At 74.7% G+C, this 17,340-nt stretch carries 15 protein-coding genes; 14 read left to right on the plus strand and 1 reads right to left on the minus strand.

The window, feature by feature from the left end; translation table 11 throughout:
• Positions 1-156: 156 nt before the first annotated feature.
• From ACZ63H_RS32480 to ACZ63H_RS32490, 3 genes are read left to right on the plus strand one after another with little or no spacing between them, the layout of a single operon-like run.
• Positions 157-927 (plus strand): ABC transporter ATP-binding protein, encoded by a 771-nt coding sequence (locus tag ACZ63H_RS32480; RefSeq protein WP_469871277.1) that lies wholly within the window; start codon positions 157-159, stop codon positions 925-927.
• On the plus strand, positions 924-2,264 hold the full coding sequence (locus ACZ63H_RS32485) for a hypothetical protein (RefSeq protein WP_469871279.1): 1,341 nt from the start codon (positions 924-926) through the stop codon (positions 2,262-2,264). The genes ACZ63H_RS32480 and ACZ63H_RS32485 overlap by 4 nt, the downstream gene beginning before the upstream one ends.
• Complete coding sequence (locus tag ACZ63H_RS32490; protein WP_469871281.1) at positions 2,261-2,863, plus strand: hypothetical protein; 603 nt, start codon at positions 2,261-2,263, stop codon at positions 2,861-2,863. Before ACZ63H_RS32485 ends, ACZ63H_RS32490 begins: the two co-directional genes overlap by 4 nt.
• A 68-nt stretch (positions 2,864-2,931) precedes the next feature.
• Here the strand turns inward: ACZ63H_RS32490 and ACZ63H_RS32495 are convergent, their stop codons facing one another.
• On the minus strand, positions 2,932-3,468 hold the full coding sequence (locus tag ACZ63H_RS32495; RefSeq protein WP_030608086.1) for an HNH endonuclease: 537 nt from the start codon (positions 3,466-3,468) through the stop codon (positions 2,932-2,934).
• A 314-nt stretch (positions 3,469-3,782) separates the two neighbouring features.
• On the opposite strand from ACZ63H_RS32495, the gene ACZ63H_RS32500 reads away from it, so the two are divergent.
• The 11 genes from ACZ63H_RS32500 to ACZ63H_RS32550 all read left to right on the plus strand — a co-directional run.
• Complete coding sequence (locus ACZ63H_RS32500; protein WP_469871283.1) at positions 3,783-4,895, plus strand: mechanosensitive ion channel family protein; 1,113 nt, start codon at positions 3,783-3,785, stop codon at positions 4,893-4,895.
• A 224-nt stretch (positions 4,896-5,119) separates the two neighbouring features.
• Positions 5,120-6,331 (plus strand): ROK family transcriptional regulator, encoded by a 1,212-nt coding sequence (locus tag ACZ63H_RS32505; protein WP_469871285.1) that lies wholly within the window; start codon positions 5,120-5,122, stop codon positions 6,329-6,331.
• Between the two features lie 53 nt (positions 6,332-6,384).
• On the plus strand, positions 6,385-7,731 hold the full coding sequence (locus tag ACZ63H_RS32510; protein ID WP_469871287.1) for an ABC transporter substrate-binding protein: 1,347 nt from the start codon (positions 6,385-6,387) through the stop codon (positions 7,729-7,731).
• The gene (locus tag ACZ63H_RS32515; RefSeq protein WP_469871289.1) at positions 7,728-8,669 is read left to right on the plus strand and encodes a carbohydrate ABC transporter permease; all 942 of its coding nucleotides are present in this window, start codon (positions 7,728-7,730) and stop codon (positions 8,667-8,669) included. The genes ACZ63H_RS32510 and ACZ63H_RS32515 overlap by 4 nt, the downstream gene beginning before the upstream one ends.
• 3 nt (positions 8,670-8,672) lie before the next feature.
• Positions 8,673-9,506, plus strand: coding sequence for a carbohydrate ABC transporter permease (locus ACZ63H_RS32520; protein WP_469871291.1), 834 nt, complete (start codon positions 8,673-8,675; stop codon positions 9,504-9,506).
• 7 nt (positions 9,507-9,513) lie between these two features.
• Positions 9,514-10,779 carry a 6-phospho-beta-glucosidase gene (locus ACZ63H_RS32525; protein WP_469871293.1) on the plus strand — a complete coding sequence of 422 codons (1,266 nt, stop codon included), beginning with the start codon at positions 9,514-9,516 and terminating at the stop codon, positions 10,777-10,779.
• Complete coding sequence (locus tag ACZ63H_RS32530; protein WP_469871295.1) at positions 10,770-11,762, plus strand: N-acetylglucosamine kinase; 993 nt, start codon at positions 10,770-10,772, stop codon at positions 11,760-11,762. The genes ACZ63H_RS32525 and ACZ63H_RS32530 overlap by 10 nt, the downstream gene beginning before the upstream one ends.
• Before the next feature lie 179 nt (positions 11,763-11,941).
• The gene (locus ACZ63H_RS32535) at positions 11,942-13,384 is read left to right on the plus strand and encodes a hypothetical protein (protein ID WP_469871297.1); all 1,443 of its coding nucleotides are present in this window, start codon (positions 11,942-11,944) and stop codon (positions 13,382-13,384) included.
• Positions 13,385-13,398: 14 nt separating this feature from the next.
• A complete protein-coding gene (locus ACZ63H_RS32540; RefSeq protein WP_469871299.1) occupies positions 13,399-14,430 on the plus strand; it encodes a glutamate ABC transporter substrate-binding protein in 1,032 nt (343 codons plus the stop codon).
• Positions 14,431-14,471: 41 nt separating this feature from the next.
• Positions 14,472-15,752, plus strand: coding sequence for a hypothetical protein (locus ACZ63H_RS32545; protein ID WP_469871301.1), 1,281 nt, complete (start codon positions 14,472-14,474; stop codon positions 15,750-15,752).
• Positions 15,749-17,340, plus strand: a 1,592-nt coding sequence (locus ACZ63H_RS32550; protein WP_469871303.1) for a serine/threonine protein kinase, incomplete at its 3' end; no start/stop codon positions are given. The genes ACZ63H_RS32545 and ACZ63H_RS32550, both read left to right, overlap by 4 nt.

Here is a 17,340-nt window from a genome sequence, read left to right on the forward strand (position 1 = left end):
CCGCGCGCGCTCGCGGGCCTCCCCCCGTTCTCCCACCCCCCCCCCCCCCCCCCCCCCCCCCCCCCCCCCCCCCCCCCCCCCCCCCCCCGGCCCCGACGCCCCGGCCCGGCCCGGGACCGCGGCCCCGAACACCCTCTCCCCTTCTCCTGGAGACCCATGAGTTCCCTACGCGTGACCGGCCTCGGTGTCCGGCACCGCAAGACGCTCGCCCTCGACTCGCTCGACCTGGTGCTCGGCACCGGAGTGCACGGACTGCTCGGGCCGAACGGGGCCGGGAAGACCTCGCTGATCCGGGTGCTGGCCACGGTGGCGCGGCCGGACACCGGCCGGGTGGAGCTGCTCGGCGAGGACATCGCCGGCCGCCGCGGCCTGGCCGGGGTGCGGCGGCGGCTGGGCTATCTGCCGCAGGAGTTCGGCTACTACCCGGGGTTCACCGTGCGGGAGTTCGTCGCGTACGTGGCCTGGCTGAAGGAGATGCCGGCCGCGCGGGTGCCGGCGGCCGTGGAGCGGGCGGTGGCCCGGGTGGGCCTCGCCGGCCGGATCGACGCCAAGGTGCGCACGCTGTCCGGCGGCATGATCCGCCGGGTCGGCATCGCGCAGGCCATCGTCAACGACCCCGCCGTGCTGCTGCTGGACGAGCCGACCGCCGGTCTGGACCCGGAGCAGCGGGTGGAGTTCCGGGAGCTGCTGCGCGAGCTGGGCGCCACGGCGACCGTGGTCGTCTCCACCCACCTGGTGGAGGACGTGGCCGCCGCCTGCACGGAGGTCACCCTGCTGGACGGCGGCCGGATCGCCTACCGGGGCACGCCCGCCGCGCTCACCCTGCTCGGCGAGACCTCCGGCGGCCCGGGCGACCACCCGATCGAGCGCGGTTACACGGCCGCGCTGCGGGCCCACCGTGCCCTGCGCGCCCGGGAGGCGGTGTGACGACGACCCCGGTGACCGGGTCCGCGCCGCCCGGGCGCGCCCCGCACCCGCTGCGGGCGGAGTGGCTGCGGGGCTTCGGGCCCTGGGCCGGGGCCGCGGTGCTGCTGACGGTGGGCGGGGCGCTGTGGGGCAAGGCGGACCGCTGGCAGGGCGGCTGGTCGGAGACCGCCGGGCAGACGCACACCACTTTGCTGGCCGCCCTTCCGCTGGCCGTCGCGGCGGGCTGCTGGCAGGGCGGCCGGGAACGGCGGCGGCGCACCGAGGAGCTGTGGGGGACGACCGTACGGCCGCCGCTGGCCCGTCTGCTGGCGGCGGCGCTGCCGGTGGCGGTGTGGGTGGCCGTCGGCTACCTGGTCGCGGCGGCCCTGGCCCTGCTCGCCACCTGGCCGTACGCCCGGGGCGACCGGCCGCATCCGGGGCACCTGCCGGGGGACGCCGCCGTCATGGCCGCGGGCGTGCTGGCCGGGCAGGTGGCGGGGCGGGTCCTGCGCACCCGGCTGGCGGCGCCGCTGCTGGCGACGGCCGGGTACCTGGGGCTGGGGTTCGCGACGGCCGGCGGCTCGTCCGCCGCCCGGGCCCTGAGCCCGGCCGCCTCGTTCCCGGACGGCTGGGAGCCGGTGTGGTGGCAGCCGTGGGCCATGGCGGTGTGGGCGGGCGGCCCGGCGGTCGCCGCCGTGCTGGCGTACGCGGCGCGGCGCCGGGTGACGGCCCTGCTCCCGCTGGCCGCCGCCGTGGCCGCGGGCGTGCTGCTGGCCCGGACCGGCGGGGAGGGCCTGGGGCATCCGGACCCGCTCGCCCGGCGTCAGGTGTGCGACACCTCCACCACCCCGGCGGTCTGTGTGAACGCCCGGTACGCCGGGCTGCTCCCGCAGGTCGGCGACGCCCTGTCGGGGATCACGGACAGGCTGGCGGGCGTGCGGAACGTGCCGGTGCGCTGGGCGGACCACGCGGGCGCGGCGCGCGCCGGCGAGGCACGGCTGCCGGGCATCACCCCGCTCGGCCGGTCGGTCGTACGGGGGCGGCTGACGGATCCGGCGCAGTTCGCGTGGGAGGCCGCGAGGGCGCTGCAGGGGCGCGACTGCGCCGACGACGGGCTCGGCGCCCGGGTGGAGCGCGCGGACCACGTCGTCTCCGACTATCTGGCGCCGGCCCCTCAGCAGGAGTACTTCGACGCCCTGGACGCCAGGGGCGACCCGGCCCACCGCGCCGCGCTGCGCGCGCGCCGCGCGGACGAGGCCCGGTTCGCGGCGCTGACCGGGAAGGAGCGCCGCGCGTGGCTGTCGGCCTACTTCGCGGCCCGCGCCCGCTGCGACGCCCGGGGGGTGCCCGCGCCGTGACCGGACTCCTGCTCTACGCCCGCTCCCGCGCCCTGCCCGCCACCCTGGCCGCGCTCGCCGCCACGGCGGCCTTCGCGGTGTGGGCGGCCGGCCGGCTGGACGCCTACCTCGACCCCGACCGCCGGGTGCCGATCGTCGCGCTGGCCCCGCTGCTGGCGTCGGCGGTGATCGGCACGAGTCTGTACAGCGCCTCGGACGAGCTGGACCGCACCGCCGTACGCCCCTGGTGGCCGCGGCGCCTGGCCCAGGCGGCCGGACTGACCGTGCTGGCCGCGCTGCTGGTGGCCCCGGCCGTGCTCGGCCACGCCGGGACGTTCGGCCCGCCCGCCGTGCTCCGCAACACCCTCGGCTGCACGGGCGTCACCGCGACGGCGGCCGTGCTGCTGGGCGCCCGTCTGAGCTGGCTCCCCGCGTTCGCCTACGTCACCGCCGTCTACCTGGGCTCCGGCACCGCCCACGGCCGGGCGGCCACGGTCTGGGCCTGGCCGATGCAGCCGGGCGCGGAGCCGGGCGCCTGGGCGGCGGCGGTGACGGCGTTCGTCCTGGGCACGGCGCTGTACGCGGCCCGGGGAGCGCGTCCGGAGGGGCCCCGCGGCTGACCCGCCGGGCCGCCCGCCGGCGAGCCGCCGCCGCCCCGTTCCGCCGGCGCGAACACAGGGGCCCGGATCTAGGCGGACACGCCGTCGATCCGGGCCAGGGCGTCATCGGCGCCGTACGGTTGCAGGTACGGCAGCCAGCGCGGATCCCGGTGCCCGGTGCCGATGATGCGCCAGGCCAGCCCGGTCGGCGGAGCCGGCTTGTGTCTCAGCCGCCAGCCCAGCTCGACGAGGTGGCGGTCGGCCTTGACGTGGTTGCAGCGGCGGCAGGAGGCCACCACGTTGTCCCAGACGTGCTTGCCCCCGCGGCTGCGCGGGATGACGTGGTCGACGCTGGTTGCGACGCCACCGCAGTACATGCACCGGCCCCCGTCGCGGGCGAACAGCGCTCGGCGGGTCAGCGGGACGGGCCCTCGGTAGGGGACCCGCACGAATCGTTTGAGCCGGACCACGCTGGGTGCGGGGAGGGTGACGGTCGCGCTGTGCATATAGGCGCCGGATTCCTCGAGGGAGACGGCCTTGTTCTCCAGGACGAGGACGAGCGCGCGGCGGAGCGGTACGACGCCGAGCGGCTCGTACGACGCGTTGAGGACCAGGACATGCGGCACGGGTGCCTCCTTGGGCGTCGGCGGCGCGTGGCTCGCGCCGGGACGATCTGCAGTCAGTCTCCCCTCATGCCTGGTGGAAGCGCCACCATGTCCCGGTAACGGGCTGGGAGTGTTTTCGACCACATCTGATTCATCCCCCGTTCCACGGCCCGTTCAAGCCCGCGTGAGCCGTGTCTCTCCTGCGCGCCCGCCGCACGGAACGGCACGGGACAGCCGGGATGCCCCGTTAGTGTGGTGGTTCCGTCCGCCCGGTGACCTTTCCGTGACCTTGCCCCCCGCCGGTCCGGACCGCGCAGCACCTGGAGGTACCTGCCGTGTCGTCCCTGCCCGCCCTCCTCGTGGCCGCCGGCACCCCGCCGTCCCCGTCGCCCTCGCCGTCGCCGTCGACGCCCCCGGCCGTGCCGACGCTCCAGGACGCCCAGGAGAGCGCGACGAACGCGGCGAGCTGGGTCGAGCAGAACTGGTCGACCTGGCTCGCGATGGGCCTGAGGATCCTGCTGATCGTGGTCGTGGCGGTGGCGCTGCGGGCGGCGGTGCGGCGGGCGATCACCCAGCTGATCGACCGGATGGGCCGTACCGCGCAGGCCGTGGACGGCACCGCGCTGGGCGGGCTGCTGGTCAACGCGGAGCGGCGGCGGCAGCGTTCGGCGGCCATCGGCTCGGTGCTGCGCTCGGTGGCGAGCTTCCTCATCCTCGGCACGGCCGCGCTGATGGTGCTGTCCACCTTCGAGATCAACCTGGCGCCGCTGCTGGCGTCGGCCGGTGTCGCGGGTGTGGCGATCGGTTTCGGCGCGCGCAACCTGGTCACCGACTTCCTGTCCGGCGTGTTCATGATCCTGGAGGACCAGTACGGCGTCGGGGACGTGATCGACGCGGGCGTGGCCACCGGCGAGGTGATCGAGGTCGGGCTGCGGGTGACCAAGCTGCGCGGCGACGGCGGGGAGATCTGGTACGTCCGCAACGGCGAGGTGAAGCGGATCGGGAACCTGTCGCAGGGCTGGGCGACGGCCGGGGTGGACGTGACCGTCCGGGCGGGCGAGGACCTGGACCGGGTCAAGGCCACGCTGGACGAGGTCGCCGAGAAGATGACCAGGGAAGAGCCCTGGAACGAGCTGCTGTGGGGCCCGGTGCAGGTCCTCGGCCTGGACTCGGTGCTGATCGACTCCATGGTGGTCCGGGTGTCGGCGAAGACCATGCCCGGCAAGTCGGTGACGGTGGAGCGGGAGCTGCGCTGGCGGATCAAGCGGGCGTTCGACGCGGCGAGCATCCGGATCGTGGGCGGCGCGACGGCGGTCGAGGACGCCGAGGACGCCCCGGACCCGACGGCGGCGGTGGCGGCCCCGTCGGTGTACTCCAACGCGGACTCGCCGCAGTCGGCGGCGGCGTCCCCGATCGTCACCCAGCGGCCGGCACCGCCGGCGAAATAGCGGAACGGTTCGCGCACGCGGCGGCCCCCGGACGACGACAACGTTGCCCGGGGGCCGCTGTCGTCGACGCCTATTGACGCCCCCTTCGTCCTCGGCTTACGTTCCTCCCACCCGAACAGGAAACTTTCCTAACAGTGATCTCCCGGGCGCCCGTCGATCACGACTGGACGCCGCGCCCGGGGCACTGAAAAGCTGGGCGGCCGGAAAGGCAGGTGTGGACCCCCATGGCAGGAACCGCCGGTACGCCGGGCACCCCGCGCGTCCTGCGCGCCATGAACGACCGCGCCGCCCTGGACCTGCTGCTGGCGCACGGCCCGCTCTCGCGCACCCGGATCGGCAAGCTGACCGGCCTGTCCAAGCCCACGGCCTCCCAGTTGCTGGCCCGCCTGGAGGCGGCCGGGCTGGTCCGGGTCACCGGCACCAGCGAGGGCCGGCCGGGTCCGGGCGCCCAGCTGTACGCGATCGATCCGGCCGTGGCGTACGCCGCCGGGATCGACGTCACCCCGCACCGCATCCGGGCCGCCGTCGCCGACATCACCGGCCGCACGGTCGGCGAGTACGAGCTGCCCACCCCCGGCCGGCGGTCCGCCCGGCCGGTCGTGCGGCAGGTGACCGACGCCCTCGACGGCGCGGTCAAGGCCGCCGGGCTCGCCCGGTCCGACGTGCACCGGCTGGTCGTCGGCACCCCCGGCGCCTTCGACCCGGGCACCGGGCGGCTGCGCTACGCCTCCCACCTGCCCGGCTGGCACTCCCCCACGCTGCTCGACGACCTCGCGGCGGCGCTGCCGATGCCGGTGGAGTACGAGAACGACGTCAACCTCGCCGCCGTGGCCGAACAGCGGCTCGGCGCGGCCCGCGGCCACGAGGACTTCGTCCTGCTGTGGAACCAGGAGGGCCTCGGCGCCGCGCTGGTGCTGGGCGGCCGGCTGCACCGGGGCTGGACCGGCGGCGCCGGCGAGGTCGGCTTCCTGCCGGTGCCGGGCGCCCCGCTGGTACGCCGGGTCACCCGGGCGGGCAGCGGCGGCTACCAGGAGCTGGCCGGCTCCCAGGCGCTGCCGCAGCTGGCCCGGGAACTGGGCATATCCCCCGTGCCCCCGGGGCCGTACACCGAGGCCGCCACCCGGCTCGTGGCGCGCGCCGCCGACCACGCCGACGGCCCCCACCGGGAGCTGCTGCGGACCTACGCCACCCGGCTGGCCACCGGTCTCGCCTCGCTCGTCTCCGTCCTCGATCCCGAACTCGTCGTCCTCGGCGGCTCCGCGCTGACGGCCGGCGGCGAGGTGCTGCGGGCCCTCGTCCAGGCCGAACTGGCGGAGCTGGCCGCCACCCGGCCCCGGCTCGTCGTCGGCGAGGTGCGCGAACACCCCGTACTGCGCGGCGCGCTGGAGTCCGCGCTCGCCGCCACCCGCGACGAGGTCTTCGACACCTCGCGCTGAGCGCCCCCGGCCTTCCCCCTCTTCCCCGACCCGTCCCCCTGGGAGACCCCGTCATGCCCATACCCCTACCCAAAGCCGCCCGAAAAGCGGCTTTCGCCCTGGTGGTTCCCGCGGTGCTGCTCACCGCCGGGTGTACCGGCCGGTCCGTCGGGAGCGCCACCGACGACCCCTCGAAGGAGGCCACGATCACCTTCTGGCACGCCTGGAGCGCGCCGAACGAGGTGCGGGCCGTGGAGTCGCTGGTCGCCGGGTTCGAGCGGGCGCACCCCAACCTCCACGTGAAGGTCGTCGGGAACATGACCGACGACAAGATCAACCAGGCGCTGCGGGCGGGCGGCGACCGGGCCCCGGACGTGATCTCCTCGTTCACCACCAACAGCGTGGGCAGGTTCTGCTCCTCGGGCGCGCTGGTGGACCTCAACCCCTTCTTCGCCAAGTCCGGGATCGACCCGGAGAAGACGTTCCCGAAGCCCATGGCGGAGTACACCGCGTTCGAGGGCGAGCGCTGCGCGGTCCCGCTGCTCGGCGACGCGTACGGGCTGTACTACAACAAGACGGCGTTCGAGAAGGCCGGCATCGCGCGCCCGCCGCGGACGTGGTCCGAGTTCCTCACCGACGCCCGCAAGCTGACGATCCGTTCGGGCGACGGCTACCGGCAGCTCGGCTTCATGCCGAACTACCACGGCTGGGAGTCCACCACCGAGCACTACCTCGGCCAGTTCTCGCCGACGTACTTCGGCAGGGACGGCAGGTCCCGCGTCGCGCGGGACCCCGCCTTCGCGAAGGCGTTCACCCTCCAGAAGAAGCTGGTGGACGAACTCGGCGGGTTCCGCAGGCTGGAGCGGTACCGGGCCACCCTCGGCGACGAGTGGGGTCCCAAGCACCCCTTCCACACCGGCCAGGTCGCCATGCAGATGGACGGCGAGTGGCGGCTCGGGATGGCCGAGGAGGCGAAGCCGGACTTCGAGATCGGGGTGGCCCCGCTGCCCGTCCCGGACGACCAGGCCGACCAGTACGGCAAGGGCTACGTCACCGGCACCGTCGCGGGCATCGCCGCCACCAGCCACAAGCAGAACGCCGCCTGGGAGTTCGTCAAGTACGTCACCACGGACACGGACGCGGTGACCGGCTTCGCCAACGACATCCACAACGTGCCCTCCACGCTCGCCGCGCTGAAGTCCCCGAAGCTGAGGTACGACCCGCGGTTCAAGACGTTCCTGGACATCGCCGCCCACCCTCACTCCACCTCGGCGCCCGCCTCCGTCAACGGCGGGGTGTACCTGGTGACGATCCAGCAGTTCGGCTACGACTACGAGAGCGGCAAGGCCACCGACCTGAAGGCCGGGCTCGAGAAGGCGGCCGCGCAGATCGACACCGACATCGTGCAGGCGCGGCCGTGAGCGCCGGCACCCTGGCGGCCAAGCGCCGCCGCTCGGCCCTGCGCACGCTCGCCTTCATGGCGCCCTGGCTCGTCGGCTTCACGGTCTTCTTCGCCTACCCGCTGCTCTCGACCGTCTACTTCTCCTTCATGCACTACGACGGCTTCCGGCCACCGGAGTGGACCGGCGCGCGGAACTGGGTCTACGTCTTCGAGCACTACCCGCTGTTCTGGCCCGCGCTGCGCAACACCCTGTGGCTGGTCGTGATCATGGTGAGCCTGCGCGTGGTCTTCGGACTGGGCGTCGGGATGCTCATCACCAGGATCAAGACGGCGACGGGCGCCTTCCGCACCCTGTTCTACCTGCCCTACCTCGCCCCGCCGGTCGCGGCCACCATGGCCTTCGCGTTCCTGCTCAACCCCGGCACCGGCCCGGTGAACTCCCTACTGGAGAAGGCCGGCCTGCCCGCGCCGGGCTGGTTCGGCGACCCGGCCTGGTCCAAGCCGGCGCTGACCCTGCTGGCGCTGTGGGGCATCGGCGACCTGATGGTGATCTTCATGGCCGCGCTGCTCGACGTACCGGCGGAGCAGTACGAGGCGGCCGAGCTGGACGGGGCCTCGGCCTGGCAGCGGTTCCGGTACGTGACGCTGCCGAACATCTCCCCCATCGTGCTGTTCGCGGTGGTCACGGGCGTGATCCAGACCATGCAGTACTACACCCAGCCGCTGGTCGCCGGGAAGGTCGCCTCCGGGGTGATCCAGGGCGCCGGCACCCAGTTCGAGCCCGGCTACCCCGACAAGTCGACGCTCACCCTCCCCCAGCTCGTCTACAACCTCGGCTTCCAGCGCTTCGACTACGGCTCGGCGTGCGTGGTGGCGCTGGTGCTGTTCGCCCTGTCGATGGCGTTCACCGCGCTGCTGATGCGGCGCCGCGGCGGCCTGATCCAGGCAGGTGACTGACGTATGACCCGCCGCAAGGCACATCTGGAGTGGATAGCCGTCCACTCCCTGGGCGTGGCGACCGCGCTGTTCTTCGTCCTCCCCTTCGTCTTCGTGGTCCTGACCTCGCTGATGAGCGACAGCCAGGCGCTCAGCCGGGACCTGGTCCCGCACACCTGGGAGTGGGGCAACTACCGGAAGGTGTTCGACACCCCCGGCTTCCTCACCTGGTGGCGCAACACGCTGCTCTACGCCGGCCTGGGCACCGTCCTCACCGTGGTGTCCTCGCTGCCGGTGGCCTACGCGCTCGCCAAGTTCCGCTTCCGGGGCCGCAGGCTGTCGCTGATGCTGGTGGTCGCGATGATGATGCTGCCGCCCCAGGTGGTCGTCATCCCGATGTACCTGTTCTGGGCCAGGCAGCTGGACCTGTCCGGCACGCTGTGGCCGCTGATCCTCCCCATGGCCTGCGGGGACGCGTTCTCCATCTTCCTGCTGCGCCAGTTCCTGACGACGATCCCGAACGAGTACCTGGACGCGGCCAAGGTCGACGGCTGCGGCGAACTGCGCACCCTGCTGCGCGTGGTGCTGCCCATGGCCAGGCCGGGCATCGCGGCCGTGGCCCTCTTCCAGTTCTTCTACGCCTGGAACGACTACTTCGGCCCGCAGATCTACGCGTCCGATAACCCCGGCGCCTGGACACTGTCCTATGGACTGGAGTCCTTCAAGGGCGCCCACCACACCGACTGGAACCTCACCATGGCCGCGACCGTGCTGGTCATGGCCCCCGTCATCCTCGTGTTCTTCCTCGCCCAGAAGGCGTTCGTCGAAGGCGTGACGCTCACCGGAGTAAAGGGTTGATCTGACTGTGAAACTCACCGTGGTCGGCGGCGGCTCGACCTACACCCCCGAACTCGTCGACGGCTTCGCCCGCCTGCGCGACACCCTGCCCGTGGAGGAACTGGTGCTGGTCGACCCGGCCGCGGACCGGCTGGAGCTGGTCGGCGGGCTGGCCCGGCGGATCTTCGCCCGGCAGGGCCACGGCGGCCGGATCGTCACCACCTCCGACCTGGACGCGGGGGTCGACGGCGCCGACGCCGTCCTGCTCCAGCTGCGCGTCGGCGGCCAGGCGGCCCGCGAGAAGGACGAGACCTGGCCGCTGGAGTGCGGCTGCGTCGGCCAGGAGACCACCGGCGCGGGCGGCCTGGCCAAGGCCCTGCGCACGGTCCCGGTCGTGCTCGACATCGCCGAACGGGTCCGCCGGGCCAACCCGCGCGCCTGGATCATCGACTTCACCAACCCGGTCGGCATCGTCACCCGCGCCCTGCTGCGGGAAGGGCACCGGGCGGTCGGCCTGTGCAACGTGGCGATCGGCTTCCAGCGCAAGTTCGCCGCGCTGCTGGGCACGACCCCGGCCGAGGTGCACCTGGCCCACGTGGGCCTGAACCACCTCACCTGGGAAACGGGCGTGCGGCTGGGCGGACCGGACGGCGAGGACGTCCTGCCCCGGCTGCTGACCGAGCACGGCGAGGCCATCGCCGCCGACGTCCGCCTGCCCCGCCCCCTGCTGGAGGGCCTCGGCGTGGTCCCCTCCTACTACCTGCGCTACTACTACGCCCACGACGAGGTCGTCCGCGAACTGCGCACCAAGCCCTCCCGGGCCGCCGAGGTGGCCGCGATGGAACGGGAGTTGCTGGAGATGTACGGCGACCCGGCCCTGGACGAGAAGCCGGCGCTGCTGGCCCGGCGCGGCGGCGCCTTCTACTCGGAGGCGGCCGTGGACCTCGCGGCGGCACTGCTGGGCGGGGGAGGCAGCCCGTACCAGGTGGTGAACACGCTCAACCGGGGCACGCTGCCGTTCCTGCCGGACGACGCGGTGATCGAGGTGCAGGCGGCGGTCGGCCCGGCGGGCCCGGTCCCGCTGCCCGTACCGGCGCTCGACCCGCTGTTCTCGGGCCTGGTCGCGAACGTGACGGCGTACGAGGACCTGGCGCTGGACGCGGCGCTGCGCGGCGGCCGGGACCGGGTGTTCCGCGCGCTGCTGGCGCACCCCCTGATCGGGCAGCACGCGTACGCCGACGCCCTCGCCGACCGGCTGGTCGCGCACAACCGGGAGCACCTGGCGTGGGCCTGACCGCACCCCCGTCCCCGAGGGTTCTCGCCATCGACGCGGGCAACAGCAAGACCGACGTGGCCGTGGTCGGCGCCGGCGGCGAGGTGCTGGCCACGGCCCGCGGCGGCGGCTTCCGCCCGCCCGCGGTGGGCGTGGCGGCGGCCGTGGACGCGCTCGCCGGGCCGGTCGCGCGCGCCTTCGCGGACGCGGGCGTCACGTCCGTCTCGCACGTGTCGGCGTGCCTGGCCAACGCCGATCTGCCGGTGGAGGAGGAACGGCTGGCGAACGCGCTGCGCGCCCGGGCGTGGGGCGCGTCGGTGGAGGTGCGCAACGACACCTTCGCCATCCTGCGGGCGGGCGTCGCCGAGCCGCGCGGGGTGGCCGTGGTGTGCGGGGCCGGCATCAACTGCGTGGGCATGCGGCCCGACGGGCGCACCGCCCGGTTCCCGGCCATCGGCCGGATCTCCGGTGACTGGGGCGGCGGCTGGGGCATGGCGGAGGAGGCGCTGTGGCACGCGGCCCGCGCGGAGGACGGCCGCGGCGAGCCGACCGCGCTGGCGCGCACCCTGCCCGCGCACTTCGGGCTGCCCACCATGTACGCGCTCATCGAGGCCCTGCACCTGGAGCACATCGCCCCCCAGCGGCGGCACGAGCTGGCGCCGGTGCTGTTCGCCACCGCGGCGGACGGCGACCGGGTGGCGGGCGCGCTGGTCACGCGGCTCGCGGAGGAGATCACGGTGATGGCCACGGTCGCGCTGTCCCGGCTGGACCTGCTGGACGAACGGACGCCGGTACTGCTCGGCGGCAGCGTCCTCACCGCCGGCCACCGCCGGCTGGACGACGCCGTGCGGGCCCTGCTGGCCGCGCGCGCCCCCAAGGCCGACGTCCGGGTGGTCACGGCCCGCCCGGTCCTCGGCGCGGTCCTGCTGGGCCTGGACCACCTGGGCGCGGGGGCGCGGGCGGGCGAACGGGCGCGCGGGTACTGGGAAACGGAACGCCCCTGACCGGTCCCCCGGGGGAACCGATCCACCGTCACCGCCGTGTTCCCTACCGGGGGGTGGTGCGTCCGCCGGCTCGCGCCCCCGGGCCGCCGCGATCCGATCAAGATCCAGTGAAGCCCGGTGCGCGCGAGAGGGCGGGCGGTGATACTGGGCGGCGAACGGATGACCATGGGGGAGGTCGAGTGACACACCCGCCGAAGAGCAGCGCGGCACCGCCGGCCGGGCCGGCCGGCGGTGCCGGTGTCCCCGGCATCCCCGCCCAGCCCCGCGGCGGGACCGCGCCCGCCGCCGCCCCTGCCCCGCCGCCCGCGCGGCGCACCGCCTTCGCCGAGGGCGCCGAGCGGGCGCGGGCCGCCGCGACCACCGAACCGGGGCGGCTCAGGATCATCGGTGCCGTACTGGCCCTGCTGGTCCTCGCGTTCGGCGCGGTCACCGCCTGGCAGACCAGCACCCGCGCGGCCGCCGCCGACGACGTGCTGCGCCGCAGCCAGCCGCTCAGCTTCGGCGCGGCAGGCATCTACCGCTCGCTGGCCGACGCCAACACCGCGGCCTCCAGCGTGTTCCTGGCCGGCGGGCAGGAGGACCCCACCTCCCGGCGGCAGTACGAGAAGGACGTCCGGGAGGCCGCCGCCGGGCTCGTCACCGCCGCCGCCAACGCCGAACCGGGCTCGGCGGCCGAGGCGACCGTCACCCGGCTGAACCGGCTGCTGCCCGAGTACAAGGGCCTCGTGGAACGGGCCCGGACGTACAACCGGCAGGGCTACCCGGTGGGCGGCGCCTACCTGCGGTACGCCAACGAGAAGATGCAGAAGCAGATGCTGCCGGCCGCCGAGGCGCTCTACACCACGGAGAACCGCCGGCTCGACGCCGACTACGGCGACGCGACGCCGTACCCGTGGGCGGCGATCGCGCTCGGCGTGCTCGCCCTGGCCGCGCTCGGCTGGGCCCAGCACCGCCTGTACCGGCGCACCCACCGCGTCCTCAACCGCGGCCTGGTCGCCGCGAGCGCCGCGACCACGGCGGCGCTGCTGTGGCTGGTCGTGGGCCACGCCGTGGCCCGCTCGGGGCTCGACGGCTCCTACGAGCACGGCATCCGGTCGCTCAACGTGCTGCACGACGCCCGGATCGCCGCCCTGAAGGCGCGCGGCAACGAGAACCTGAGCCTGGTGGCGCGCGGCGCGGAGACCGTCACCGTGGCCGGACAGACGTACGACGCCTACTCCTACGACTTCGACAAGGACATGGCGGTGCTCGGCAAGGCGCTGACCGAGGCGGCGCGGCTCGCCGACGACCCGGAGGGCACCGCCCCGGTCGAGGCCGCACAGGGCGACACGGCGGTCTGGCAGCGGCGCCACGCCGCGGCCCGCACCGAGGACGAGAACGGCAACTACCAGCAGGCGCTGGACAAGGTGATCGGCGCGAAGGACGCGACCGCCGCGTGCTTCGACGGCGTCGACCGCGGCCTGGAGCGGGCCATCGCGCACGAGCGCGCCGAGTTCGGGCGGGACGCCGAAGACGGGCGGGACGCGCTGGCCTGGCTGCCGGGGGGCGCCGCCGCCCTCGCGGTGCTGGGCGCGGCCGGCGCCGTCGCCGGCATAGGCCGCAGGCTTTCGGAGTACCGGTGACAGGGGGCGGGGCGATGAACGCGAACCGTGCGCGGACCTCCCTGCGGGGCTGGGGCGGAGTCGCCACGATGGCGGTGCTGTGCGTGCTGGCGCTGGGGTTCGTCCTGCTGCTGCCGTGCACCCAGCGGGCGCCGGCCGAGCCGCACCGGGCGGGGCAGAAGGTCGCCGCCGGGGAACAGGCCCGCACCGGCGACTGCGTGGACGCCGAGGCGCACGAGCGGACGCTCGCCCCGGCCGGCGCGGACGGCCCGGCGATCGACGCCATCCGGGCCCGTACGGGAGCCAAGCGCAAGCTGATCGTCGGCGTGGACCAGAACAGCTACCGCTGGGGCTACCGCAACCCGAACACCGAGGGCGCCCGGCTGGAGGGCTTCGACATCGACCTCGTGCACCGCATCGCCGAGGACATCCTCGGCGACCGGGACGCGGTGCAGTTCAAGGCCATCCCGACCAACCAGCGCATCCCGGCGATCCAGGACGGCCGCGTGGACATGGTCGTCCGCACGATGACGATCACCTGCGACCGGCTGCGCCAGGTCGCCTTCTCCGCGCCCTACTTCCGCACCGGTCAGCAGGTCCTCGCCCCCAAGTCCTCGACGGTCACGGGCTACGACGGCTCGCTCGCGCACAAGAAGGTGTGCACGGCCGCCGGTTCGACCGCCCACGCCAAGCTGGACGCCGACCGCGAGGCGGGCCGGCTGCCCGCCTCCGCCGACATCTCCACCACCGTGCCCAGCCAGCTGGACTGCCTGGTGCGGCTGCAACTCGGCGAGGTGGACGCCGTGGTGACCGACGGCGCGCTGGCCGCGAGCCAGGCCGCCCAGGACCCGACCGTGGAACTCAAGGGCAAGCCGTTCACGACCGAGTACTACGGCGTGGCGATGAAGAAGGATGCCGACGATCTGGTACGCCGGGTCAACCGCGTCCTGGTGGGCTATCGCGCGAACGGCTGGCAGCAGTCGTACGACGACTGGCTGTCGGCCACACTGGGCAGGGACCCGGCCGCGTCGAAGCCGCCCGCCCCGCGCTACCTGCGCGGCGGTTGAGCCGCACCCGACCGGAACAGACTGCGAGCGAGAGGTGATCGATGGGCGTCACGGACCCCGCCGGGCCGGTGATGGACCGGGACGAGGCGGACCGTGCGCTGGCGCGGCTCGGCCAGGAGCACGAGGCGATCGAGACCTCCCTGCTCGCCCTCCAGGACCACGCGGGCCGCAGACTCCTCGAAGGCGCCGGGCTGACCGGCGTCACCCGGGAGCGCTGGCAGGCCACGGAGGCCCGGATCACCCGGCTGTGGGCGTACTTCGACGCCTACACCGCCGCGCTGCGCACCGCCCGTGAGATCCGGGCCCGGCGCCGCTGGTCCAGCCGCGAGGACCTGGCGGAGCTGACCGGGCTGCTGCGCGGGGAGTCGGTGACCGTCCCCGGCGGCGACAGCGGCCGGCTCAGCGAGACGTTCACGCTGCCGGCGCTGGTGGACCGGATGAACGAGCTGTACGCGACCAGCCTGGACGTGATCGTCGCCGCCGACGCGGTGTGGTCGGCGCTGCCCGCGCGGATCGACCTGCTCGCCGCGGAACTCCAGCGCACCCGGCAGCTCGCGCACTCCGTCGGGGTGCGCCCGGGCGAGCACCCGGCCGGCGACGACCTGGAGCGGATCACCCGCACCCTGACCCGGCTGCGCGAGGACGTCGTCGCCGACCCGCTCGCGTTCTGGGTGCCCACCGAGGGCAGTTCGGCGCCCGGCGGCGGACGCCCCGACACGACGGTGTACGACCGCTCGGCCCGCGCCCTGGAGGAGGTGCGCCGGGAGATCGAGGCGGTGCTGACCGTGCGCCAGGACGCCGAGGCGCGGCTGATCCGGCTGCGGGACGTGCTCTCCCGCGCGGACCGCACGCTCGCCGAGGCCCGGACCGCGCGCGGCGAGGTGCTGGCGAAGATCGCCGCCACCGAGGTGCCGGTGGTCGGCGGCCCGCCCACCGCGCTCCAGGAACAGCTGGCGACCGCCGCCGAGTACCGCAGGCAGGGCCGCTGGCACCGGCTCTCCCCGCTGCTGGAGTCGCTGGAGGAGAAGGCCGAGGAGGAACTGCTGCGCGCCCGCGAGTCGCTGACCGCGGTCACCGCGCCGCTGGCGGTCCGCGCCGAGCTGCGCGGCCGGCTCGACGCCTACAAGGCGAAGGTCGCCCGGCACGGCCTGGCGGAGGACCCGCTGCTGGTGGAGCGCTACGACGCGGCCCGCCGCATGCTGTGGAGCGCGCCCTGCGACCTGCGCGTGGCCGAACAGGCGGTGCTGCGCTACCAGCGGGCGGCGGCCGAACTGCTCGGCGGCGCGGGCGCACCGCAGGACCGCGAGGGGGACGCGTCATGAGTCAGCCGGGACAGACCTGCCAGCGGCCGGGGTGCGGCGGCGCCTACGAGGACGTCGGCGGCGGGCTGTACTGCGACACCTGCGGTCTGGCGCCGGTGGTGTCGGCCGGCCCTGCCCCCTCGGGGGCGGGGATGGTGGGCTCGCAGGCCACCGGGATCGCCCGGGGGGCCGCCGACAGCGGCGGCGCGGGCAGCGCGCGGACGTCGTCGCAGTCCTCGCGCTCGCGCCGCTCGGTGTCCGGGCGGCTGTCCCGTTCGGTGTCGGGGAGGTCCACGAGCCGCTCGGTGTCGGTGCGCAGCTCGGGCTCCTCCTCCGCCGCCTCGGCGCGCGGGCGGCTGGGCGCCGGGCTGGTGACCGTGCCGCAGGTGCCGCGGCCCGACCCGCGCGCGATGGTGCTGGAACGCCCTGAGGTGCCCGAGCGCAAGCGGTTCTGCTCCCGGTCGGACTGCGGGGCGCCGGTGGGCCGGGCACGCGGCGACCGGCCGGGCCGCACGGAAGGGTTCTGCACCAAGTGCGGGCACCCGTACTCCTTCGTGCCCAAGCTGCGCGCCGGGGACGTCGTGCACGGCCAGTACGAGGTCGCGGGCTGCCTCGCGCACGGCGGGCTGGGCTGGATCTACCTCGCCGTGGACCGGGCCGTCTCCGACCGCTGGGTGGTGCTCAAGGGCCTGCTGGACACCGGCGACCAGGACGCGATGGCCGCGGCGATCTCCGAGCGGCGCTTCCTCGCCGAGATCGAGCACGCCAACATCGTGCGGATCTACAACTTCGTGGAGCACCTGGACCCGCGCACCGGCTCCCTCGACGGCTACATCGTCATGGAGTACGTCGGCGGCAAGTCCCTGAAGGAGATCGCCAACGCCCGCCGGGCCGCCGACGGCCGCCGCGACCCGCTGCCGGTGGAACAGGCCTGCGCCTACGGCATCGAGGCCCTGGAGGCGCTCGGCCACCTGCACAGCAGGAACCTGCTGTACTGCGACTTCAAGGTCGACAACGCCATCCAGACCGAGGACCAGCTCAAGCTGATCGACATGGGCGCCGTCCGCCGCGTGGACGACGAGGAGTCGGCGATCTACGGCACGGTCGGCTACCAGGCCCCCGAGGTCGCCGAGACCGGCCCGTCGGTGGCCAGCGACCTGTACACGGTGGGCCGCACCCTGGCGGTGCTCACCTTCGACTTCCAGGGCTACACCACCGTCTACGCCGACTCGCTGCCCGACCCGGACACCCTGGAGGTGTTCCGCCGCTACGAGTCCTTCTACCGGCTGCTGGTGCGCGCCACCGACCCCGACCCGAACCGCCGGTTCGGCTCGGCCGAGGAGATGGCCGAGCAGCTGACCGGCGTGCTGCGCGAGGTCGTCGCGCTGCAGACCGGGCAGCCCCGCCCGGCGCTGTCCACCCTGTTCGGGCCCGAGGTGCGGGTCACGGACACCGAGCTGTTCCCCCGCCTGGACGGGGACGTGTCCCGGCTGGGGGGGGGGGGGGGGGGGGGGAGGGACGGCCCCCCCCCCCCCCCCCCCCCCCCCCCCACCCCCCCCCCGGGGTGCGCACCCAATATGAGGTTCTCCCCCCCCCTCCCCCCCTTGTT

It is taken from the genome of Streptomyces sp. NPDC104831 (assembly GCF_055583025.1).